Source organism: Paenibacillus sp. Y916 (assembly GCF_056786435.1).
In genome coordinates this window covers 353,609-377,121 of sequence record NZ_JBXCJA010000003.1, presented here as the reverse complement: position 1 = coordinate 377,121, position 23,513 = coordinate 353,609, and the positions used below count along the sequence as shown (strand labels likewise).

The 23,513-nt window shown below is 41.4% G+C and carries 19 protein-coding genes and 1 pseudogene; 15 read left to right on the top strand and 5 right to left on the bottom strand.

Annotated features, from left to right (window positions below):
• Positions 1-158: 158 nt before the first annotated feature.
• From gdhA to AC1TO9_RS09685, 11 genes and pseudogenes are all read left to right on the top strand, one after another.
• On the top strand, positions 159-1,538 hold the full coding sequence (gdhA, locus tag AC1TO9_RS09735; protein WP_482056486.1) for an NADP-specific glutamate dehydrogenase: 1,380 nt from the start codon (positions 159-161) through the stop codon (positions 1,536-1,538).
• Between the two features lie 208 nt (positions 1,539-1,746).
• Complete coding sequence (locus AC1TO9_RS09730) at positions 1,747-3,609, top strand: LTA synthase family protein (RefSeq protein ID WP_482059028.1); 1,863 nt, start codon at positions 1,747-1,749, stop codon at positions 3,607-3,609.
• 1 nt (position 3,610) lies between these two features.
• A pseudogene (locus AC1TO9_RS09725) lies at positions 3,611-3,790 on the top strand (hypothetical protein); the annotation flags it as partial.
• Between the two features lie 153 nt (positions 3,791-3,943).
• Positions 3,944-4,132, top strand: a complete 189-nt coding sequence (locus tag AC1TO9_RS09720) for a hypothetical protein (protein WP_482059027.1) — start codon at positions 3,944-3,946, stop codon at positions 4,130-4,132.
• A gap of 163 nt (positions 4,133-4,295) precedes the next feature.
• A complete protein-coding gene (locus tag AC1TO9_RS09715; RefSeq protein WP_482059026.1) occupies positions 4,296-5,087 on the top strand; it encodes a helix-turn-helix domain-containing protein in 792 nt (263 codons plus the stop codon).
• Positions 5,088-5,565: 478 nt separating this feature from the next.
• Entirely contained in the window at positions 5,566-8,028 is a 2,463-nt protein-coding gene (locus AC1TO9_RS09710; RefSeq protein ID WP_482059025.1) for a beta-mannosidase, read from the top strand.
• 158 nt (positions 8,029-8,186) lie between these two features.
• Positions 8,187-9,386, top strand: coding sequence for an AGE family epimerase/isomerase (locus AC1TO9_RS09705; protein ID WP_482056483.1), 1,200 nt, complete (start codon positions 8,187-8,189; stop codon positions 9,384-9,386).
• Positions 9,387-9,728: 342 nt separating this feature from the next.
• The gene (locus tag AC1TO9_RS09700) at positions 9,729-10,901 is read left to right on the top strand and encodes a glycoside hydrolase family 130 protein (RefSeq protein WP_482056482.1); all 1,173 of its coding nucleotides are present in this window, start codon (positions 9,729-9,731) and stop codon (positions 10,899-10,901) included.
• Positions 10,902-11,527: 626 nt separating this feature from the next.
• A complete protein-coding gene (locus tag AC1TO9_RS09695) occupies positions 11,528-11,683 on the top strand; it encodes a hypothetical protein (protein ID WP_482056481.1) in 156 nt (51 codons plus the stop codon).
• Positions 11,684-12,081: 398 nt separating this feature from the next.
• Positions 12,082-12,645, top strand: coding sequence for an HAD-IIIA family hydrolase (locus tag AC1TO9_RS09690; protein ID WP_482058071.1), 564 nt, complete (start codon positions 12,082-12,084; stop codon positions 12,643-12,645).
• 155 nt (positions 12,646-12,800) lie between these two features.
• On the top strand, positions 12,801-13,268 hold the full coding sequence (locus AC1TO9_RS09685; RefSeq protein WP_482055951.1) for a GNAT family N-acetyltransferase: 468 nt from the start codon (positions 12,801-12,803) through the stop codon (positions 13,266-13,268).
• Between the two features lie 239 nt (positions 13,269-13,507).
• Here AC1TO9_RS09685 and AC1TO9_RS09680 read toward each other — a convergent pair whose 3' ends face one another.
• Positions 13,508-14,485 carry an Atu1372/SO_1960 family protein gene (locus AC1TO9_RS09680; protein ID WP_482059024.1) on the bottom strand — a complete coding sequence of 326 codons (978 nt, stop codon included), beginning with the start codon at positions 14,483-14,485 and terminating at the stop codon, positions 13,508-13,510.
• A gap of 117 nt (positions 14,486-14,602) precedes the next feature.
• On the opposite strand from AC1TO9_RS09680, the gene pdxR reads away from it, so the two are divergent.
• A complete protein-coding gene (gene pdxR / locus AC1TO9_RS09675; protein ID WP_482059023.1) occupies positions 14,603-16,033 on the top strand; it encodes a MocR-like pyridoxine biosynthesis transcription factor PdxR in 1,431 nt (476 codons plus the stop codon).
• Between the two features lie 104 nt (positions 16,034-16,137).
• Here pdxR and AC1TO9_RS09670 read toward each other — a convergent pair whose 3' ends face one another.
• Both AC1TO9_RS09670 and AC1TO9_RS09665 read right to left on the bottom strand, forming a co-directional pair.
• Entirely contained in the window at positions 16,138-16,308 is a 171-nt protein-coding gene (locus tag AC1TO9_RS09670) for a hypothetical protein (RefSeq protein WP_482059022.1), read from the bottom strand.
• Positions 16,309-16,331: 23 nt separating this feature from the next.
• Positions 16,332-17,390, bottom strand: a complete 1,059-nt coding sequence (locus AC1TO9_RS09665; RefSeq protein ID WP_482055948.1) for a LacI family DNA-binding transcriptional regulator — start codon at positions 17,388-17,390, stop codon at positions 16,332-16,334.
• A 218-nt stretch (positions 17,391-17,608) separates the two neighbouring features.
• On the opposite strand from AC1TO9_RS09665, the gene AC1TO9_RS09660 reads away from it, so the two are divergent.
• The 3 genes from AC1TO9_RS09660 to AC1TO9_RS09650 are packed head-to-tail and all read left to right on the top strand — an operon-like array spanning position 17,609 to position 21,721.
• Complete coding sequence (locus AC1TO9_RS09660; protein ID WP_482055947.1) at positions 17,609-18,127, top strand: hypothetical protein; 519 nt, start codon at positions 17,609-17,611, stop codon at positions 18,125-18,127.
• An 11-nt stretch (positions 18,128-18,138) separates the two neighbouring features.
• Positions 18,139-19,875: an ABC transporter ATP-binding protein gene (locus tag AC1TO9_RS09655; RefSeq protein WP_482059021.1), complete on the top strand. Its 1,737-nt coding sequence runs from the start codon at positions 18,139-18,141 to the stop codon at positions 19,873-19,875.
• On the top strand, positions 19,868-21,721 hold the full coding sequence (locus tag AC1TO9_RS09650) for an ABC transporter ATP-binding protein (RefSeq protein ID WP_482059020.1): 1,854 nt from the start codon (positions 19,868-19,870) through the stop codon (positions 21,719-21,721). Before AC1TO9_RS09655 ends, AC1TO9_RS09650 begins: the two co-directional genes overlap by 8 nt.
• 62 nt (positions 21,722-21,783) lie before the next feature.
• On the opposite strand, the gene AC1TO9_RS09645 is transcribed toward AC1TO9_RS09650, so the two are convergent.
• Both AC1TO9_RS09645 and AC1TO9_RS09640 read right to left on the bottom strand, forming a co-directional pair.
• Positions 21,784-22,365 (bottom strand): hypothetical protein, encoded by a 582-nt coding sequence (locus AC1TO9_RS09645; RefSeq protein ID WP_482059019.1) that lies wholly within the window; start codon positions 22,363-22,365, stop codon positions 21,784-21,786.
• A gap of 147 nt (positions 22,366-22,512) precedes the next feature.
• Complete coding sequence (locus AC1TO9_RS09640; protein ID WP_482059018.1) at positions 22,513-23,445, bottom strand: alpha/beta hydrolase; 933 nt, start codon at positions 23,443-23,445, stop codon at positions 22,513-22,515.
• Positions 23,446-23,513 lie beyond the last annotated feature (68 nt).

Genomic DNA, 23,513 nt, shown 5'->3' with positions numbered 1-23,513 from the left:
GTTACATCCTTTTTAGGGTCGTATAAACAAAACCCGCATATGGTAATAAAAAATTAAAATGTGTATTTATTGCTCAAAAGTGTTGTAGTGGCGCTTAAAAAGTGTATAATTTCACTATCCAATAGAGAATATAAACTATAAGAGAAGAGGTTAATATTATGACATTTTTAAGAGTTAACGAACCAACTGAGGCCGTCGCAAAGCAATATGTGAACAAGATTTTTGAATCGGTACAAAAACGCAATCCTAATGAACTGGAATTCCATCAAGCGGTTAAGGAAATATTGGAATCTTTAGTTCCCGCATTAGCTAAACAACCAAAATATATGGAGACTGGCATCTTAGAAAGACTCGTGGAGCCAGAAAGACTCATCATGTTCCGAGTACCTTGGGTAGATGATCAAGGCAAGGTTAGAGTTAACCGTGGTTATCGCGTACAGTTTAATAGCGCCATTGGACCTTACAAAGGGGGACTTCGTTTTCACCCTTCTGTCAATTCCAGCATCATTAAATTTCTAGGATTTGAACAAATATTCAAGAACTCTCTTACAGGTCAACCTATCGGTGGGGGTAAGGGTGGATCAGATTTTAATCCTAAAGAGAAATCAGATGGCGAGATCATGAGATTTACACAAAGCTTCATGACGGAACTTTATAAATATATCGGTCCAGATACCGATGTTCCTGCTGGGGATATCGGAGTTGGAGCCAGAGAAATCGGTTATATGTTCGGGCAATACAAGAGAATCCACGGTGGCAATCAAGCAGGTGTTCTTACAGGTAAAGGAATTCATTACGGTGGTAGCTTAGCACGCCCAGAAGCAACTGGCTATGGTACTGTGTATTTCGTAAATGAGATGCTGCAAGCCCAAGATCAAACACTAGAAGGTAGTACGGTTGTCGTATCTGGTTCAGGTAATGTAGCGATCTACGCGATTGAGAAAGCGACTCAGTTCGGAGCAAAGGTTGTTGCATGTAGTGATTCTAATGGATATGTCTATGACCCTGATGGTATCCAATACGAAACCGTTCAAAGACTGAAGGAAGTAGAAAGAAAACGTATCAGTGAATACGTCAAGGAACATCCTAATGCTACTTACCATCCCGGTTGCGAAGGTATTTGGTCCCTTCCATGTGATATTGCCCTCCCTTGTGCTACACAGAATGAGATTGATGAGGATGCAGCTAGATTGCTTGTGAAGAATGGCGTCAAGGCCGTTGCTGAAGGTGCTAACATGCCATCCACATTGGCAGCTATCGATGTATTCCTTGAGAATGGTGTTCTCTTCGGTCCTGCAAAGGCAGCTAATGCTGGTGGCGTAGCCGTCTCTTCACTGGAAATGTCCCAAAACAGTATGAGATTAGCTTGGACCTTTGAAGAAGTCGATGCGAAGCTTCACGAAATTATGATTAATATTCATAAGAGATGCGCTGAAGCTGCTGATACCAATGGATATCCCGGAAACCTAGTGGTTGGTGCGAATATTGCCGGATTCACTAAAGTCGCTGATGCTATGTTGGATCAAGGCATCATTTAATGACCGATACAATAAATGTATAGAGTGCAACTTATACTTTCTTACATTTTCAAATAATGCATCCCATCATCAGCGAGTAGCTGGTGTACGGGATGCATTTTTGACATCTATCTTATCAGGGAGCATAATAATATAGAGTTTCTTTATTAGGTGATTTGTAATTATATACCACATTTGGTTATTTATTTTTTGGAAGGAAGTTATTTATATGTCTTGGTCAGCATTATCCAAAGGTCTTCTAAAGAAACCTTTCGTACTATTCTCTATTATTTTATTGCTGAAAGGTTATTTAACATGGGCTGTAACCTTTAGCGATCCACTTCCGTGGAAGCTACTTCTCACCGAGCTCCCATTCATTTGGATCTTATTCAGTCTGGTCGAATGGTTCGCTAGCAAACGTAAATTCACCTATTATATGATTATCAATTTAGTTGTCACTGCCATATACTTTGCGGTCATCATGTATTATAAATATTATGGTGTCATTGTGACTTATCATGCGCTGGAACAGGTCAATCAAGTCACTGCAGTAAGTAACAGTGTCTTCTCACTGCTTGCGCCTTATTATTTGTTTATCTTTACTGATATTATTCTTTTTTTTCTATTATCTTTTCGCAACAAGAAGTTCAAATCCTGGAAGTTGCACATTTCAATCAAGCGGAGAAATAAAGTTGTCTCGATACTATTTGTTGTATCGTTAGTAGTATGTCTGTTCAACGTTCTCCCCAATCGTGCGAGTATGAATGAAATTACCCAAGCTCAAGAGATGGGGATTCTTAGTTATGAAGCCTATACAATTCTTGCAAAAGATAATACCGAATGGATTCCAAATAGCGACATCTCCCAAGGGGTCATTGATCAGTTAAAAGGAACTAGTATACCTGCAACTCCTGCATACTGGCAGACGGCTCAAGGAAAGAATGTCATTATTATTCAAATGGAGTCTTTCCAGACCTTCCTGATGAACCTAACCATTGATGGACAGGAAATCACACCGAATATGAATAAACTTGCCCAAGATAGCCTTTACTTCCCTAACTTTTACCAACAGGTAGGGCAAGGCAATACTTCTGATGCCGAGTTTGTTGTGAATACGTCCTTCTATATTCCACCAAAAGGGGCTGCCTCACAGGTCTATTCCAACAAGTCATTACCGAGCCTTCCTAAGCTTTTGAAGGAGCTCGGATACCAAAGCGCAACATTCCACACGAATAATGTAGAGTTCTGGAATCGTAAAGAACTATATGCTGCACTTGGGTTCGATCATTATTATGCCCAACCTTTCTTCGAGGATGAGGATGTTATTTTCTTCGGATCTTCAGATGAAGTTCTATACACCAAAACGGCAGGAAAACTTCAAGAAATGGATGAATCGCCAGATCCTTTCTACGCTCAAATCATTTCAATGACGGCACATCATCCATTCACGATCCCAGAAGACAAGTACCAAATGACATTACCGGAACGCTATGAGGGTACGTTCGTTGGTGATTATATTCGTTCACAGAATTACGCAGATTATGCACTTGGCTTGTTCATCGAGGATCTAAAGAAGAATGGTGTATGGGATAACAGCTTAATCGTGACTTACGGAGACCATATGGGCCTACCTTTGTATTCCCTAGATCGCCGCGATAAAGAACTAATGCAAGAAATCTATGAGCACGAGTATAGTTATGCAGATATGATGAATATTCCACTCATTATTAGCGGTAATGACATCGTATCACCTGCCGTTCTAACGCCATTGGGTGGACAAATAGACGTGTTGCCTACGATCGCCAATCTGGTTGGGGCACCACTTGACCATCAGATTCACTTCGGACAGGATTTATTGAACCACGATTATAATTTATTACCTGAAAGATACTACCTCCCTAGTGGTTCTTTCATGAGTGACAAAGCCTTGTTCCTGCCAGGTAACGGATATGAGGATGGAACCCACTATCCATTCGTTGGAGAGAACGGGAACTCCAAGGGGGCAACGGAAGCCGAATACGAACGAGCATTGAAGCTTCTACACCTATCAGATAGCTATGTAAGCCAGCTACCCGATCGACAGCAGGAATAACTACGGTGGTTTGCTCAAAGAAATTCATAAAGAATTGAATTTGGGCGATGCCGAAGATGGCGATTTGATTCACATCGATGAGGATTCAGATGAAGTTGCGAACGGTGCTGTTGATGTGATGGCTTACTGGCATGTTGGTTTAAATAATTATGTGATTTCTAGGGGGAATGACAATGCTTAAACCAGGTGAAAGATTTTATTATTGTCCAGGTTGTAAAAGATTTCATGAACATGGTTCACAAGATCATAAAGGTGTAAATCGGAAATCCCTGAATTTTCTAGCCATGAGTTAGCCCGTGAATATTTTAAAAATAGGTATGGTAATCATTTTGTGATGATGAATTCTGAAATGATCGGTGACGAAAAGGTTTATTTTTATAGTTTGATATTGGACAGAAAAGTTTTTGAAAATGGTCAGAAACAAATGTTGAAAGATGGGTTTATGGTTGATGCACTTGATTTCATGAATAGTTATCAGCCAGTCGAAATTTTTGAAGATGGTAGGATACATATAATTCATTGAAAATTGTTGGTTAACAAATGGGCCAGATTATGGAAGAAACAATAGCGTTCTTCTGCATTTAACACAATTGCAACTATAAATTGACAAAGTGCAATCGATATAGGATAGAGCTTAGTACTTTGTTTTAATACAATTTATTTATTAGAGCAAAGGAGGTTGTACCGTGACATTTGGTGAGAAACTTTTAAAACTAAGAAAAGGGAAAGGATACTCCCAAGAAGCCTTGGCAGAAAAACTAAACACTTCAAGACAGGCTATTAGCAAATGGGAAAATGATCAAGGGTTTCCTGAAACTGAAAAACTTTTAATGATTGGAAATATCTTTGAGGTTTCCATTGATTATTTGATTAAAGATACTGTTGAGCAAAATGATGATAATCAAGAAAAGTATTATGTTAGTAAGGAAATGGGAGATGGATTTTTACTCCAAATACCTAAGGTTGCTAACCCTATTGCTTTTGGAGTTAGTTTGTTGATTTTATCCACCGTTCCGTATTTTGTTTTTAAAGGTAATCCAGAAATATATACATTCCTTATCATTATCATTGCTACTTTAGGGATTATCGCTATTTTAAGAGGAGTAACTAGAGTAGATGATAGGTATAGTGTTCTCGAGGAACGACCATTAATTTTGGACCATAACTATCTCAAGGAATTAACAGTAAGATATAAAAATATGCAAAAAAGGTACACTTTTATAACGGTTACTGGAATTAGCTTAATTATAGTTGCTGTAATTTCCTTTCTTTTGGAAAAGAAGCATATATCTTTAGGTGTACTTGAACCTTATTATCCAATTTTAATCACTTTTATTGCCATTGGTGCTTATATTTTAATTCGTGTACTACTTTTGGCAATTGGATATGAACTGCTAGTAAAAAATGACGAACACATTAAAGAGTTAAATGCTAAATCAGAAAAAAAGTGGAGAAAAAAATTAAATGAATGGTTTTGATATAGAAATTATTGTGCCATAATCGGGCGCGATTGTTTAATAAGTAAAATTAAGAGTGGCTGCGGCTACTCTTTTTTTGTCGAAGTTCAGAGGGATAAATAAGGGGAAGTGTCAACGGTAAATGTCTGACCGAAGGGAATTTAAGGAGTTGATACGAGAGGTTGTTTTCACCCTTTTTTGTTAAACAAACCAAATTTCAGAGGATGTCTTGCAGCTATGAATATGGTTGTAAGATATCCTCTTTTTGTTATACGTCTCAATTAACATTTAACTTGTTATTATAACAAAATGATAACTTAATAATAACTAAACGCTTCCATTTTCAATAGATATAAGCTTGAAGGATATAATTTATTTACATTATTCAAGATTATGTCTTGATATTTAGGACAAATAGGATTATAAATAAGATAGCAAATAAATATAACACAACACTAACAAATTCGGATTCTTGTTAGCTTAAAAAGGAGATTACACGATGAAGACTCTTAGGTTAACTGGAATTTGGCAACTTCAAGATAATCATGAACTTATCCCTCAGGAGGTTCAAGTCCCAGGGTCCGTTTATAATGATCTACTTCAAGCAGAAATTATTGAAGACCCTTACTATCGTGACAACGAAAAGAATGCTAAAGATATCATGAACCGAGAGTATCGATATTCTCGCAACTTTGACGTATCAGATGATCTATTCCAAAGTGATCGCTTAGAATTAGTATGTGAAGGGCTCGACACATTAGCTACCATTCATATCAATGGGCATTTCATTGCCGATACCGATAATATGCACCGTACTTATGTGCTCAACATTAAGCCTTTCATCCAACTCGGGACAAATGAAATTTCTATTCTGTTCCATAATACGTTAGATTATATCGCTGAGAAACAAGAGGCATCTCATCTATGGGGCGTAGACACAACGATGGATGGCTTCCCCCATATTCGTAAAGCACATTCCAGCTACGGATGGGATTGGGGACCACAATTGCCGGATGCCGGGATTTGGCGTGATATTTATTTGAAGGCATATAATACTGCTCGGATTCAGGATGTCTACATAACCCAGCACCATACGAAGGAGCAAGTCGAACTTGAGCTACGTCTTAAGTTAGAGTCATGGAATACGCAACATTTAAATTTAGATATATGTGTAACGAATCCTGATGGAGAAACGATTACAGCACGGAATCAAGCTCAGAATGGTATCCAAACATTGACGATGATGATTGATCAACCACAACTATGGTGGCCTAATGGCTATGGCGCACAACCTCTCTATAAGGTAGTCATTGGACTTTTTGACGGAGACCTTCTAGTCGATCAGCAAGATTACACCATCGGTCTGCGGACCATTCGCGTCAGACAAGAGCCAGATGCCTGGGGTGAATCATTCGAATTCGAGATTAACGGCATATCTATATTTGCAATGGGTGCAAATTATATTCCTGAAGATAATCTATTACCTAGAACCTCTACTGCTAAGACGGAGATTCTAATTCGCGACTGTATCGAAGCGAACTTTAACTGTATTCGCATCTGGGGTGGCGGTATTTATCCGGATCAGGGTTTCTATGATCTGTGTGACCGTTATGGACTCATCGTTTGGCAGGACTTCATGTTCGCTTGTGCTGTATACGACCTGACAGATGCATTCGCTGCCAACATCAAACAAGAAGCTATCGATAATATTCAGCGCTTACGGCACCACGCTTCTCTAGGAATATGGTGTGGCAATAACGAGATTGAATCTGCCATCGTCGATTGGGGATTTCCTAAGACGGAGAAGATGAAGGAAGATTATATTAAACAATTCGAAGTTCTCCTTGCAGATGTGGCTGCAGAGTACGATCCCAACACATTCTACTGGGCTTCTTCCCCATCATCCGGCGGTAGCTTTGATCATCCAAGCGATCCGAACCGCGGTGATGCTCATTACTGGGAAGTATGGCATGGTCTAAAACCCTTTACAGAATATCGCTCTTTCCACTTTCGATTCTGTTCTGAGTTTGGATTCCAATCATTTCCAAGTGTGAAAACGATTGAGAGCTTTACTGAGCCAGAGGATCGTAATATTTTCTCCTATGTTATGGAACGTCATCAGAAAAATGATGGAGCGAACGGAAAGATCATGTACTACTTATCTCAGAACTTCAAATATCCTAAGGACTTCTCTTCCCTTGTCTACGCTTCCCAGATATTACAGGCAGAAGCGATGAAATATGGTGTAGAGCATTGGAGACGCAATCGAGGGCGCTGTATGGGAGCGATTTACTGGCAGCTGAATGACTGTTGGCCAGTTGCCTCATGGTCGAGTATCGATTACTACGGTCGCTGGAAGGCACTTCATTATTTCGCTAAACGATTCTACTCACCTATTCTTCTCTCTGCTTGCGAAGAAGGTAAGAACGTAGCCTTACACGTATCCAATGAAACGATGAACTCCTTCGATGGCACCGTATCTTGGAAACTTCGTAGCACGTCATCACATCTTAACCATCAAGGCCGACAATCAGTTGAAGCGAGTTCACTTAGCTCTACCTCTGTCGTTGAACTTGATTTCACATCACAGCTAACCGACGATGAGATGCGCTCTGCTTATTTAGAGTATCGTTTAGAAAATGTGGCTGGAGATGTGGTAAGTGAAGGCGTTCTACTATTCGCTGCCGCTAAGCATTTCCAATTGAATCCAACTATGATAGCTGCCGAATGGTCGGAACAAGAGGAAACCTTTGAACTGAAATTAACGTCACAGGAACTTGCCAAATACGTGGAGCTAGAATTTGCGAACTTGGATGTCAAATGGAGCGATAATTACTTCGACTTATGTCCTGATCAGGTGAAGACTGTCATCCTACGTAAAGATACATTGTCTTCCTCTGTTACGTTTGAGTCGCTTCAATCCGCACTTCAAATTCGTAGTGCGGTAGATATGGCGGACTAAAGTAACACTAACTAGCGTATTAGTAACGAACTACTAGAAAGAAACGGTCTGGCTGTCCTTTGAAGGGCAGCGGCCGTCTCTACATAGATATAAGGATTAGAGCATCAAGCGCAACTCTTACTATTTTAAATTTCAAATAATGTGTAGGTGGGACTCTGATGAATATTAATAACCAAGTTACAACATGGAAGTCTGATATAGAGCGAGAATTGAAAGATAACATCCTAGAATTCTGGATGAAGTATTCCTTGGATGAAGAACACGGAGGCTTCCTCGGTGAGATTACACCAGATCTACAAGTAATTGTAGGAGCGGAGAAGAGTCTCGTTCTGAACACTCGGATTCTCTGGACTTTCTCGGCTGCATATCGGATCTTTAAGAATAGCAAATACTTGAGTATGGCAGAGCGCGCTTATCAATATATTTGCGACCACTTCGTAGATAAGGAATATGACGGACTGTTCTGGATGCTTAACGCCGACGGTAGCCCTTCAGAAGACAAGAAGCAGGTCTATGGTCAGGCTTTTGCGATCTATGCCCTAGCCGAATATCACCGAGCTACTGGACATCAGGAATCTTTGGCAAATGCCATTCAATTGTTTCATATTGTTGAGAAACATAGTTATGACCCTATTCATCAAGGCTACTTCGAAGCCCTTTCTCGCAACTGGACCGTCACCGATGACTTAAGTCTAAGTGATAAAGATCTGAACGAGAAAAAATCGATGAATACCCATCTACATGTTATGGAGGCTTATACCAATTTATTCCGCATATGGCCATCCCCCATTCTTCGTGATCAGCTTCATGAATTAATTGAAGTGACACTTGATCGTATCGTTAATCCCGCTACGAATCACTTCCATCTATTCTTCGATGAGGAATGGCATGTGAAATCCGATCATATCTCGTATGGTCATGATATTGAAGGCAGTTGGTTGCTATTAGAAGCAGCCGAAGTTCTAGGAGATGCCGTTCTTCTGAAACGCACGAAGAAGGTAGCCATTGCGATGGCCGAAGTCACCTATGCCGAAGGTATAGATCCCGATGGTGGTATTCTGAATGAATCTTCTGCTGGAGAGTTTATAGACACCAATAAAGATTGGTGGCCACAGGCAGAGGCAATGGTCGGATTCTATAATGCTTTTCAAATGACGGGTGATACGAAGTTCGAGCAAGCCGCCCTCCACTCTTGGTCTTTCATTCAGGAATATATCGTTGACCACGAGCATGGTGAATGGTTCTGGAGTGTCAATCGCGAAGGCGTTCCCAACCTAGAGCAATCCAAGGTTAGCGCTTGGAAATGCCCTTATCATAATGGGAGAGCTTGTATGGAGATGTTAGAGCGATTGAAGTAGTCGCGTAAAGAATGGTGTAGGATGACCGCTACGGTGGCGGATTGTCCTTACGATCGCTGTTGCCCTCAGATTTCTTGATTGTATACCACCTAAAGCGGTTGAAATCCGAGGGCAAAGCATATGCTTCCGAAGTAGCTTTCCTGCGGAAAGCTTGTAGGCGAGCGCTAACGCTTCTTCAGGACAATTCCGACACCTTCGCTACTTCGAACAACATCCATTGTTTACTACGAGCAAATACTGATTATAGTAATGCTCAAAAACTTAAGTACATGCTTCCGATGCTAGCTTTCTCGAAGTATATCAGGAAGTATCGCTCGAAAACTTTTAGGAGGTTAACAATCTATGGATTCGTTATTTAATACACGCAAACAACAACTTACAGGGCGCTATGATGCATTAATCAACCGCAAGAATGAGAAGGTTCCCTTGGGGAATGGGATATATGATCGATATCAGCACCCTGTGCTGACGGCAGATCATTCCCCGTTAATATGGAAATATGATTTCAATCCTGAGACCAATCCATATTTCATGGAACGCCTCGGTATTAATGGTGTGTTCAACTCAGGTGCTATTCATCTCAATGGGAAGTTCTATTTAGTCGCACGTGTTGAAGGTGTGGATCGTAAGTCGTTCTTCGCTGTAGCTGAGAGTGATAACGGAGTTGATGGCTTCCGCTTCTGGGATCACCCTGTTGTTCTGCCTGAGACAGAGGTTCCAGATATCAATGTCTATGACATGCGCCTTGTACAGCACGAAGACGGTTGGATCTACGGGTTGTTCTGCACAGAACGCAAAGATCCGGATGCACCGAGAGGCGACCTATCCAGTGCAACTGCTCAATGTGGAATTGCACGTACGAAGGATCTCATCACCTGGGAACGTTTAGCCGATCTCAAGACACCTTCTGCTCAACAGCGCAATGTTGTTGTTCATCCTGAATTTGTTGAAGGTAAATATGCCTTCTATACTCGCCCACAAGATGGCTTTATTGACACTGGATCAGGTGGCGGGATCGGCTTCGGATTGTCAGCTTCCATCGAGAATGCTGTCATTGAGGAAGAGATTATTATCGACGAAAGATACTATCATACGATTAAGGAAGTCAAGAATGGTCAAGGCCCTGCTCCAATTAAGACCGACAAGGGCTGGTTGCATATCGCTCATGGCGTAAGGAATACAGCGGCTGGCCTCCGTTATGTGCTCTACGTCTTCTTGTCTGATCTAGCTAAGCCACAAGTGGTTACCCATCGTCCAGGAGGCCATTTCATTGCCCCTGATGGTGAGGAGCGTGTCGGTGACGTATCCAACGTTGTATTCTCCAACGGCGTTATCGCTCTGGATAATGGCGAAGTGTACATCTACTATGCTTCCTCCGATACAAGACTTCATGTCGCTACAACGACGGTGGATCAATTGCTAGACTACGTCATCAACACGCCCGAGGATCCTTACCGTTCTTACGCTTGCGTTCAGCAACGTATTGAATTGGTGAATCGTAATTTGAAAGTATAAGACCTTAAGTATATAGTGATGAAAAAGAGTCGACAGCTTCCCGGTACGAACGGAGAAGACGTCGACTCTTTATTATTCGATAGGCTTGTCAGAGCACCGGAAGGCATACCTCCAATGAACAATCGGCCTTTTCTTGTCCTAATTCGTTATGTGTATGTCCTATACTTTGGAGGATATTGAATTGCTCAAGGCGAATGTATACTCAGAATGTCACTATTTCATGCTAAACGCTATTTAATATCTACTGCCACTATCGATCCAATGTCTATTAGATCAAGCGACTTCAGCCTTAGAACACGAACATCAGCTTCGTCTATCACCTTACGGAGGAGGATTAAAGCGAATTCGCCTATCCCGCTGTATGAGTGGGATAGGCGAGTTCGTGGATTAGGAGTTATCCGAAAACCTCGGTATTTAAAATCTATAAGAAAATTAAAATTATCTTGTTTGGTATCTTGTTTGGTAATGTAACTGAGGTATTACAATACTAGCTTTTTTAACAACTTATGAATTCTTCACATAAAATCAAATAATAAATTATTACAAATACTGAATGTGAATAGATTTAATCAAAAAAATAGTTGAAGTAGCACCAAAAAAGATTGATAAATAAGGAGCTGATTATTATGAATACTTGGATAAATAAGTATCATGATTGGAAAAAGAGACATCCACAATTGGTTATCTATTATCTGGTAACTTTTGTTGCCCTTTTACTTTTATTACTATTTAACTCTTCTGTTAAAGTAGGAGAAGTTATTGGAAATATTATTTGGGGGTGATTAATAATCAAAGAAGATTCACCCTAATAAAAACCATAATCAACCTATTAAGAACTGAAGAACTCCGGGAAAACTATTAATTATTTGGCTTTAAAATTATTATCCAATTGATTTATAGGCAGATGTTAAAGGGCTATGAGATTTTTGAAGGAAGATTCGAAGAGGTCGAGGTCATCGGATAACACAGCATTCCTACATCGTCGCCTTTGCTCCTCGGTCGCCAAGTTGAATTTCGGAGGAGTTAATTCAGGCGACACATTCAACCAGCTAAGTCTGACGACCCGTTCCCTTCAGTCACTTAAGCTGCTTGAACGTCAGGAATGCCAAACGTTATCGGAAAGCCCTGTGAATCATATGAATAACAAAATCAATCAAAGAAACAGTAGAGGAGGAAATTGATGGAAGAGAATAAAATACAAGCAGTGTTTATCGATCGGGATGGAACAATTGGAGGAACCGATGAAGTACTTTATCCGGGTTCATTTGAATTGTTTAAGTATACTCATGAAGCTTTAAATAGGCTAAAAAAAGAAGGGATAAAACTACTTGGATTTACAAATCAACCGGGTATTTCAAGAGGCGAAGCTACAGAGGAATCCTTTAGAAACGAAATGATAGATTTTGGCTTTGATGCAGTGTACATTTGCCCACATCAACATACTGAAGGATGTAACTGTCGTAAACCTAATCCAGGGATGCTATTCAAAGCAGCAGAAGAGAATAAACTAGATTTAACTAGATGTATTGTAATCGGAGATAGATGGTCAGATATTTTGGCCGGATATAATGCTGGGTGTATGAAGGTTTTAGTATTAACAGGTGCAGGAAATGAAGCACTAAATAAATATAGACATAAATGGTCAAATACAGAAGTGGACTATATTGCGAGAGATTTCGAGGATGCGGTAAACTACATAGTGAATTTCGTGAGTGATATCGAAGAAGACAGGGCCATCCGATAACACAGTATTCACGCAGCGGATCCGCCTTGGTCACCCTGATGCTTTTGGCAGAAGTAGTAGATTCAGTGACAACTTGCTGCGCAAGTTCGTGAATACCTGAACGTTATAGGCATCCATAGCAAGAAAATATACAAATTCAAAAGGAGGTCGTCTTAATGGAATTCAGAAAAATAACTTGGGATAATTTTATTGAATGCATTGAGCTACGTGTGGCTAATGAACAACAAAGATTTATCTCCTCAAATCAACATGCTCTTGCCGAAGCATATATTGCCTCCGATGAGGGTCAGGTAATTATTACATTTGCAGTCTATAAAGAAAATAGCATGGTAGGCTTCATTTCAATGTACTATGATGACGGGGATGGAAACTTTGATTACAGTAGTTACGGCATATTTAAGATGATGATCGATAAGCATTACCAGGGTAAGGGGTATGGTAAAGAGATGGTGGTAAAAGCGATTGAATATGCGAGGACTTTTCCACGCGGGGAAGCTAAAGTTATTGAACTTACATATAAACCCGAGAATATGGTTGCGAAGAGGATTTATGACTCTCTTGGTTTTATGGAAACAGGTGAAAAATTGGCGTGTGGTGAAGTTCGCGCAGTATTAACATTATAATCGTGGGGCGTTCGCCCCTTGATCGCCAAGGGGATTTTCTGAGCAGTAGATTCATGCGATACACTCAACCAGCTAAGTCTAACGCCCCGTTCCCTTCGGTCACTTAAGCTGCTTGAACGTCAGGAACACATGATTACAATGATAAGCGATTAGGGAATCTAACCATTTTTAATCTGAATAGTGTGCAAGAGTATGAGACTATCCTTATTTTCAAGAACGGGAAAGGGACCGTATTTGATCTAGTGGGTGGATGACGATAGGAACACTGGAGAATCAACCTCAAAGATAGAATCCACCACGAGGGGGAGATTGCCTCTTAGCGAACTGGCACCCATGACTGACCGAGCGTGAACCCCCTTCTCACCAAACACTTCCTGCATCAGATCAGAGAAACCATTCAGAACGACATGATGCTCGTCAAATTGTGAACCGGCATTTACAAAACCTTGAACTTTAATGACCCGCTTCACCTTATTTAAGCTACCCAATGCCTGTTTCAGTACTGCGAGCACTTCTATTCCTGCCTGCCGGGCGAACTGATATCCCTCTTCTGTTGAAAAGTCACACCCCAATTTCCCCTTAGGATGACCAGCTGGCCCTTTCCCGGACACAAATAGTAAGCCGTTCACGATGCTGTAGTTCATATAGTTTGCTGCTGGCTCACTTCCGCTTGGCAGTACAATCTCTAACTCGTCTAACCTTGCCTCAACGGATTCTTTCAACAATAACTTCGTCATCAATACGATCTGCCCTGTATGATATCCAACATGTTCTGCTATGTACACTAAATGGCTTTGAATGGATCTGCTGACACACGGCTCCGAATATTCAGCATCTATCCCCTTCATTCGTTTCCAATCTTCAGGATTGAAATAAATCTTTACTTGTCTTTGTAAATCTTCATCTGTCAGCCCATTCAACACCTGAATGGATTCCCTACGAACGGCGTGAAGTTGTTCCATTAATTTCTTTTTAGAGTACCCGCCTATTCTATCAAACTCCTGCGACCTTTCTCTTATAAAAGGCTTATTTCCCATTCCACTTACAAAATGCTGATACTCACTTCCTGCTAAATGAATGCATAAATTAGCAACACTATTCATATCTGGCTCTATTCTCGACCACACATCTTCTTCCGATAAACGATTCACATGGTCTTCAATTCTTTCAAGCTGCGCATTCATCTGATCAATTACGATCTGAACGATCTTAGACATAGGATTCCTTCTTTCTCCGGATCGGTTGTTATATTCCTAATGCCTAGTCTATAATAAATTTGACCTCTCAAAAAGAATCAGTTAAGCAATATTATTAGGGGTCAGATGGAGGTTGCTATGTTTGATATTATGCTTTCCAAAGATGAGCAAGGCCCTTTATATATGCAGTTATATAGACATATTCGTAGACTTATTCAAAATGATGACATTAAAGATGGTACGAAGTTGCCTTCTATCCGTTCTCTTCGCCAGCAATCCTCTCTTAGCAAAACAACGATCGAAACAGCCTATCACCTGTTGCTAGAAGAGGGCTATGTCATTAGTAAACCTCGTTCAGGTCTCTACGTGGTTAATCCTCAATCAACCCAACCCATGACGATTCGCGACGTTACCGAGAATGAGAACACCAACCTAGATCATCGCTTACATAGAAACCTTGATGCACCACATTCCAAGAATGACGGGGTGATTGACTTCAATCTCTTAGCTGTGGACGGCAATTCATTTCCACTTCAAGCTTGGAGGTCCGTCTTGACTGAGTCTCTTTCCCTAAACGGAGGTAGCATTCATCAATATGGAGACCTTCAGGGGGAATATGCTTTACGATTACAACTCACACAGTATTTGAAAAATTCACGTGGCGTATCATGCTCACCCAATCAAATTGTGATAGGTTCGAGTATCTCCTATAGTATCCATATCCTCACTCGACTCTTAGGACAGCCCATTACTGTTGCTTTCGAACAGGATGGAATTGCTCAGGTCGGAGATCTTTTCTCACAACATGGTTGTCACATCGTTCCTTTCCCACTTCATGACCATCAACTTTCGATAACTGAATTAGAAGATCAGAATATCGATGCCATATACGTTACGCCCTCGCATCGTCCTACAGGTAATCCCTTGTCCTATCCTATAAGACAGCAAATGCTTCAATGGGCAAACAACCATCATACTTATATTATTGAGGACGATTACGATGGAGAATTTCGTTATACCGGTAAAACCATTCCCTCACTTCAAGGACTTGATCACGAGGGTGTCGTCATCTACATAGGTACATTCTCAAAAGCATTCACACCTGCGTTACGCATGAACTACATGGTTCTCCCCCATCATCTGATGAAGAGACTTCAGACCATGGAACATATTCTCTCTTGCCCATCACGCATTGACCAATTAGCCATGAGTCTATTCATAGAGCGTGGTCACTGGTTCCGTCATATTCGGCGAATTCGTCATGTTTATCGTAGAAAGCATGAAAAACTAACGCAATTACTCCAACAATATTTCTCAGATCATATTCGTATCAACGGGGATAGCGCTGGACTTCACATTGAAGTAACTGTGAACACCAACTGCAGTGCAACCCAATTAATAGAACTAGCCTTATCCAAAGGGGTTCATGTATACGGTTCTCAACATGTGGGGATTGTTCCAAGCAAATCTCAGCCTAAGATCTATATGGGATTCGGTGGGATTGATCTGAAGGATATGGAACGGGGCATTCAACAATTGAAAAAGGCATGGTTACCTGTGTTAGCATAACCATAACATTAGATTTACAAGATAGGACAAACTCCTAACCATGTCCGTGGTGATTAAGTTATTGCGATGGGCGGGTGGAAATTAAACTGGAAGGGAGAGTACCATCACCAATCACCAACAGTTGTACAAGACACATCTAAATTGGGCCGAATTTCGCTAACACCGATTTCAGTTGCATAAGTGCATCTAAATTCTAGAAAATCACATATTTTCGCTGTTATCCCCATTTTAGATGTCCTTTGTGCAACTATTTCCCCCTCCCATGCCTTTCCCATTAAAATAAGTGCCCTTTGTGCAACTATTTCACTTTAACTGCAGCGGTCGAGTCGCGAAAAACTACATCCCCAGCTAGCATAATCTTCTCCATAGGCTCGTCTCGTTTTACTAATCGTTCAAGTAGCTTCTCTACGGCACGGCGACCCATAGCCTCCTTCGGGACATGGACGGTAGTCAAAGCGGGAAGTTCACTGTAACCGATCTCAATATTATCAAATCCAGTAACAGATATATCTCCTGGAACATTCAACCCTAGTTCGATCAAGGTATTCATGGTCGTCTGGGCTATATAATCGTTCGCGCACACTAGAACCGACGGCATCGTTCCGGACTTCTTCTGATTAAGCAACCAAGATCGTATTTCATCGGCAATTTCCCCACCTTCAAGTCCTTTTAGGTTCTCCATTGCTTCACCTCCACCTTGCAGTTTCAGCCCTTGCTCCTCCATCGCGGAGCGGAAACCAATAAATCTGTCCCTGAAGCTTCTCGAGAAGCGCAGATTACCAATGAACTGCAACTGCTGATGACCCGTTCCCATTAAATGATTCGTTAACCGAGTCATAGCATCAACATTATTTACAAATATAGTGTCCGTAGGAATCAATGGATCTTCATGATCTACTAGAACAATAGGAAGTCCAATTCGATGGAGCTCTAGCAAAAGGGGCGTAGAGATCTGCCCCACGCCGATCAAACCTAATATGGCGTTCGGATTCAATATATCAAGGACACTGTCCACGCTCTGCTCTGAAATGATGACCATTCCAAGCCCTTCTTCTTCCAATCGCAAAGAGATTCCTTCCATAATCTTGCCCCAATAGAGTGACTCTCGTGTTTGTGATCGAATATTGGGCATGAGCACAATAACCGATTGTTTACTATTAGAGTACGCTAACTTTCGATCAGGCTTCTTCACGTAGGCATTCTTCTGAGAGAAATATCCTAACTGGGACGCCGCCTCAATAACTCGCTCTTTCGTCGCCTCATTGACTCCACTTTTACCAGATAACGCTTTAGAAACAACAAATTTAGACACACCCAAATGGTCGGCAATTTGTTGCATTGTTATTTTCTTAGCCACCGTTGTATCCCACCTCTAATCAATAACTACTGGCACTCATCTACTTTTGTTATTGTTAATTATTAATTTTATTATAACAAATATAGAATGTAGATCATATAGTAGCATTCATTTCCCATATTGTATTGACAATTTTTATTTATAAATATACATTTGTATACATAGCAATTTCGTATACGATCGTATACAACTAACGCAAAATGAAAGGATGGATTAGCATGCGACGTCGTTCAACCTTACAAGGGATAAGTTCAGATAGTGGACTACATTCCCCTTCACACCATAGTAAACGAAGAGAAATCAACAATCTGGATCGAGCAGAGGTACACGGAGGTCGAGGTTCAAGTGATCGCAGGCGAGCTCCTGGTCGCCCGAGTGATCGTGATCATCGTGGAGGTCAAAGAGTTCAACAGGCAGATCAAAATGTTCATTCCGAACGAAATCACCGGAGTTCACATCATGCGCATACAGAAGATTGGTTAGCTCCACGTCCTGTAGACCGAGATGACAAGAACATTCAAAGTGCAAAGACCTTTCGCCGAGGTCGCATTATTATTTTTCTAAGACAATTACAAGTAAAGCGTGACACCTTGGTGAATCAACTTCAACAGCCAGAATTCAAATCCATTGAGCAAGTCATTAGTGGAGAATTAAAAGCAGTCGATGAAATGATTCAACAGTTCACTCATTTATTTGAGCTTCGCGAAATTGAATCTGATGATTCTACGAAATCGTGAGGTAGATCTCTATGCGGAAATTTATATCTTATTTAAAGCCTTACTGGTTATCCAGTATATTGGCTCCTCTATGCATGGTGCTTGAGGTGTGGATGGATCTATTACAACCTATGATGATGGCGAGCATAGTCAATGATGGCATCATGAAAGGCGACCTTGCTCATATCCAGCGGACGGGACTCATGATGCTTGGAATCGCACTCATTGGTATCCTTGCAGGGGCTGGTTGCTCGGTCTTCTCTAGTATTGCTTCACAAAACTTCGGCAGAGATCTACGGAACAGCTTATTCGAGAAAGTGCAAACTTTCTCCTTCCGCAATCTTGATCAAATAAAAACAGGTTCACTCATTACCCGCTTAACAAATGATGTTATGCAGATGCAGACTTTTGTTCAAATGATTATGCGTGGCTTCATCCGTTCACCGCTCCTGTTTGTTGGAAGCTTCATCATGGCGGTATCCATCAGTCCAAGACTAACACTCATTCTAGCGGTAGTCACGCCGCTATTGTTCATTTTATTGGTCTTTCTCATCCGGAAGTCCTTTCCTTTGTTTACTAAAGTCCAGTCTAAACTCGATGGTGTGAATAGCGTCCTTCAGGAGAATTTATCAGGGATTCGGGTTGTGAAGGCTTTCGTCAGAGCGAACCACGAACGTAAACGTTTCGGTAAAGCTAATGAGGATTATACTCATATCGCTATTAAAGCCGCACGATTGATGGCTTTGAACATGCCCATCATGACGCTTATTCTAAATGCCAGTGTGGTTGCGGTATTGTGGTATGGCGGAGGACTTACCCGAGGTGGTTCTCTATCAACAGGAGATTTAATCGCCTTTATCAACTATGTTACCCAATTGTTGTTCTCTATGCTTATGATTAGTAATCTACTGCCCTTCGTATCTCGTGCGAAAGTATCTTCTGAGCGCATTAATGAGGTGCTTGAAACTGTTAGCGAGGTTACAGATCACAACCATACGAAACAAGCCATTATTCACTCCGGACATATTCAATTCAAGAATGTATCCTTTGCCTATGACACGGCACAGGAGGAGCTCATACTTAAAAATATATCATTCCAAGCAGAAGCAGGTCAGACTCTAGCCATTCTTGGTGCTACTGGCTCGGGCAAGTCATCATTGATCAGTCTTATCCCCCGCTTATACGATACGACTAGCGGAAGTGTGCTTATTGACGGTACAGATGTTAAAGATATCCCATTAGATCATCTGAGAGTTCAGGTTGGGCTGGTTTTGCAGCAGTCCATTCTGTTCACTGGTACGATCCGCGATAACATTAGCTTCGGTAACGCTGAGGCGAGTCAAGAAGAGATTGAGCTTGCAGCCCAAGCAGCTGAAGCACATGGCTTCATTCAGCAAATGCCAGATGGATACGATACCGTTCTCGGCCAAAAAGGAGTCAATCTATCCGGCGGGCAGAAACAACGTATCTCTATCGCGAGGGCATTACTTGTTCGTCCCGCTATATTAATTCTGGACGACAGCACCAGCGCCGTAGACTTAGGAACCGAATCCCGAATACAGCAAGCGCTCAGAGAGCTTATGAAAGATACGACTACTATTATTATCGCTCAGCGGATCTCTTCCGTCATCGATGCGGATCACATTCTTATCCTTGATGATAACGGTACAATTGCAGCTGAAGGTACCCATGATGAGCTTCTTCGGAACAGCTCGATCTATCAGGATATTTATCGATCTCAATGGAAGGAGGATGACGTACATGTCTAAGTCAACTAACGGAAACTCTAATCCGTCCTTTAAGCCAATGGGAGGCGGCATGATGGGGATGCCCGGAAGAGGTCCTGGTGGATTGGGAGCTATCCCTAAAGTACGTCCCAAGAATACAGGCGCCACGATCAAGAAACTATGGACCTATTTACAACGCCAACGTACAGGGCTTATCATCGTCTATATTTCCACCTTTTTAAGCGCAGTCATCTCCCTTATCGGTCCTTACCTCATCGGTAAAGCAATCGATGAATACATCATACCTAAAGACCATAACGGTCTGTTGTGGCTATGTATGATGATGGTAGCGATCTATATCCTTGGAAGCATCATATCGTGGGTGCAGGCCTATGTCATGAGTGGTGTATCCCAACGAACTGTGCTTGAGCTTAGACATGACATTTTTGAAAAATACCAACAGTTACCTCTAAAGTTCTTCGACACCAATAATACCGGGGAACTGATGAGCCGAACTACGAATGATATCGAGAATGTCTCTAATTCACTTAATCAGAGCGTCATCCAATTACTGACTAGTATTATCACCCTTTCGGGTTCACTCGTCATTATGTTAAGCCTGAATCTTTCATTAACCTTAGTTAGCTTAATCACGATTCCGCTTGTTCTATTCGCAACCCGCAAGATCTCCACCCTGACACGAAGGTATTTTAAAGGTCAGCAGAAGCATCTTGGAGAACTGAATGGATTCATTGAAGAGACTATCCAAGGACAGAAGGTAGTGAAGTTATATCGCCGCGAAGCTACCGAGATCAAGCGATTCAAAGATATCAATCAGCAGTTAAATACGATGGGTACCAAAGCACAGATCGTCTCGGGTCTTGTCGGCCCAGTCATGAACGGTGTCAACAACCTTAACTTCGCACTTATCGCCGCTGTTGGTGGTTGGATGGTATTCAAAGATCTAACAACCGTAGGCGTGATCGTCAGTTTCCTCAACTATTCCAAACAGTTCGGACGCCCAATTACGGAACTTGCCAATCAATATAATCTGATTCAATCGGCTGTAGCTGGGGCTGAGCGTGTATTCGAAATATTGGAATTAGAATCGGAGTATACAGAAGATGAAGGCATCATCGTCTCCAATGATATGCACGGTGAAGTAACATTTGATAACGTATCTTTCAGTTATAGACAAGATTCACCTATTCTACAGCAGGTATCTTTTGTAGCTCACCCTGGTCAGAAGATTGCTCTCGTCGGACCCACAGGTGCGGGGAAAACGACCATCGTCAACTTGTTAACTCGGTTCTATGACATTGATGAAGGTAGCATCAGCATTGACGGGATCGACATTCGCCGGATTGACAAGAACCATCTTCGTACGAATCTGGGTATGGTCCTGCAGGATGCGTATGTATTCTCTGGCAGCATTCGTGATAACATCCGCTTCGGGCGATTAGATGCTTCGGATGAAGAAATTCAAGTAGCAGCTAAACTGGCAAACGCAGATGGTTTTATATCACGGCTTCCTCAAGGTTACGATATGATCTTACAAGCCGAAGGAAGTAATCTAAGTCATGGACAGCGGCAACTCCTTACGATTGCTAGAGCCATTCTAGCCAATCCAGCCGTACTCATTCTCGATGAAGCGACGAGTAGCGTGGATACCCGAACAGAGATGCATATTCAAGAAGCCATGAAGAATTTGATGAAGGGCAGAACTAGCTTCGTGATTGCCCATCGTCTAAGCACGATTCAGGATGCCGATCAGATATTGGTCATGAATGGTGGTCGAATTATTGAACGCGGCAACCATGAGCAACTCCTCGCTGCGGAAGGGTTCTATTTCGAGCTGTATTGTAGTCAATTTCGGAGAGTTGTGTGAAATAGAGGATCGAGACCATAACGTAAGTTAACAACAATAAGCCCCGGCAGAGAATGCCTGGGCTATTTCCTATTCCCCTCATATAGTGTGTTCATCACATCTTCTTTCAATGCTTCATATTGTGACATACTACCGGCTGCTAATAATTCCTTCGTATCTTTTTTATCAATGTTAAACTTCCCTTGTTCTAAAGACATAATCCAATAAGCATTCTGAGTATCATCCCAAGCTAGAAACAAAACATAATCTAATCCAGCTTTCATAGGAGTATATTTACCATAATTATACCTAGTAACACCGGGAACAATCCCTTTGTTATTTATAGTATATGTTGGCTCCAAGACATCAATTATACTTCCAACTTCTTTATCACTTGAATTACCAAAAACTTGTTCCACTTTAACCTTAGACACCGTATGACCTATTTGCAAGTCCGCATTACCCTTTAAAAAATTTGAAGATTTATCTAATGCTGTGATTTCTACAATGAAGTCGGCTTGTTCAGCGAGTTCATTATAACTGTAAAATATTTGATGATTAGCTATTACACTTTCAGCTTGCTCGATAGTACGATCTGCATATGTATATCCAATAACTGCAATACCCAATCCCATTATTATTCCAATTAGCTTCTTATTGTTCATTCGTTACCACCTCCCTTTACGTATATTAATGCACATCCCATTGCTCAATTCCTGAATTTCATATATTGATGCTCACATATTAGTAAACGTAATAAAAGAGTGTTCGTATCTCATGACATCCATCATGAATTACGAACACTCTTTTGTTCAGAACACATACCGACTCACAAATGACGTTAACTTGTTACCATACCCTTCTTTGTCTGCAAAATAGGCATTGCCGTGCTGCGCATTAGGGACCGATAGCAATTCCTTCTCACTGCCTGCGGCCGCGTACAATCGGTGTACCATGTCATAGGGAACGAATTTATCTTCGTCACCATGAATGAAGAGGATCGGAAGTTTCGTTCGACTTACTTGATCTAAGGCAGATGCCTCCCCGAAGAAATACCCTGCCTTCAATCTACATACTAGACTCGTCAACGGAATCAGAGGGAATGCAGGTAGCTTATACATTGTTTTTAATTGATACGTTAGAATATCTTTCACCGAAGTATAGGCGCAGTCAGAAACGATACATTTCACCTGTTCTGGCAAAAGTTCCCCACTGGCCATCAGCACGGTAGATCCGCCCATGGAGATCCCATGAAGAATAATTTGCGAATTTTCTCCCTCGCTTTTGATAACATAATCAATCCATTTCAGGTAATCCTTGCGATCATGCCATCCGAACCCGATGTAGTTCCCCTCGCTCTGACCATGCCCCCTATCGTCTGGCATTAGCACATGATATCCCAGTTCCTGATACATCTTCGCGAAGTTCGACATGTCTCTACCTTGCCCTGAATATCCGTGTGCCAGAATAACAACCTTATCGCTATCCGTTTGCGCAGGAACATAATAGCCCGTCAGCTGCAACCCATCATCTGATTGAATTCTAATCGTCTCCATTGGTTGTTCTTGCAACCAGTCTGTTGACGTTTCCCAAGGGTGGGTTGTTTTAATCAAGTTAGGGTCTATATTTAGGAAGTCCTTTTTGCTACGATAAATGCTTATTTTATATAAGTAAAGGCTTGCTGCTAAAAGAACCAGCATCAGTACGATAACGACAGCCATCATCACAAACATTGCAGTCTTCATTTATATCTTCCCTCTCCTCATCCATTATGGCTTACTTCTAAAATACTACGTTATCTACCCCAATAGCA

Bases quoted from the DNA above. Each gene is read 5' to 3' on its own strand.
- AC1TO9_RS09730 (WP_482059028.1), top strand. From the start codon at position 1,747: ATGTCTTGGTCAGCATTATCCAAAGGTCTTCTAAAGAAACCTTTCGTA.
- AC1TO9_RS09660 (WP_482055947.1), top strand. From the start codon at position 17,609: ATGCGACGTCGTTCAACCTTACAAGGGATAAGTTCAGATAGTGGACTA.
- AC1TO9_RS09645 (WP_482059019.1), bottom strand. From the start codon at position 22,365: ATGAACAATAAGAAGCTAATTGGAATAATAATGGGATTGGGTATTGCA.
- AC1TO9_RS09650 (WP_482059020.1), top strand. From the start codon at position 19,868: ATGTCTAAGTCAACTAACGGAAACTCTAATCCGTCCTTTAAGCCAATG.
- AC1TO9_RS09720 (WP_482059027.1), top strand. From the start codon at position 3,944: ATGATGAATTCTGAAATGATCGGTGACGAAAAGGTTTATTTTTATAGT.
- AC1TO9_RS09710 (WP_482059025.1), top strand. From the start codon at position 5,566: ATGAAGACTCTTAGGTTAACTGGAATTTGGCAACTTCAAGATAATCAT.
- pdxR (WP_482059023.1), top strand. From the start codon at position 14,603: ATGTTTGATATTATGCTTTCCAAAGATGAGCAAGGCCCTTTATATATG.
- AC1TO9_RS09670 (WP_482059022.1), bottom strand. From the start codon at position 16,308: ATGGGAAAGGCATGGGAGGGGGAAATAGTTGCACAAAGGACATCTAAA.
- AC1TO9_RS09685 (WP_482055951.1), top strand. From the start codon at position 12,801: ATGGAATTCAGAAAAATAACTTGGGATAATTTTATTGAATGCATTGAG.
- AC1TO9_RS09690 (WP_482058071.1), top strand. From the start codon at position 12,082: ATGGAAGAGAATAAAATACAAGCAGTGTTTATCGATCGGGATGGAACA.
- AC1TO9_RS09680 (WP_482059024.1), bottom strand. From the start codon at position 14,485: ATGTCTAAGATCGTTCAGATCGTAATTGATCAGATGAATGCGCAGCTT.
- AC1TO9_RS09695 (WP_482056481.1), top strand. From the start codon at position 11,528: ATGAATACTTGGATAAATAAGTATCATGATTGGAAAAAGAGACATCCA.
- AC1TO9_RS09700 (WP_482056482.1), top strand. From the start codon at position 9,729: ATGGATTCGTTATTTAATACACGCAAACAACAACTTACAGGGCGCTAT.
- AC1TO9_RS09705 (WP_482056483.1), top strand. From the start codon at position 8,187: ATGAATATTAATAACCAAGTTACAACATGGAAGTCTGATATAGAGCGA.
- gdhA (WP_482056486.1), top strand. From the start codon at position 159: ATGACATTTTTAAGAGTTAACGAACCAACTGAGGCCGTCGCAAAGCAA.
- AC1TO9_RS09640 (WP_482059018.1), bottom strand. From the start codon at position 23,445: ATGAAGACTGCAATGTTTGTGATGATGGCTGTCGTTATCGTACTGATG.
- AC1TO9_RS09655 (WP_482059021.1), top strand. From the start codon at position 18,139: ATGCGGAAATTTATATCTTATTTAAAGCCTTACTGGTTATCCAGTATA.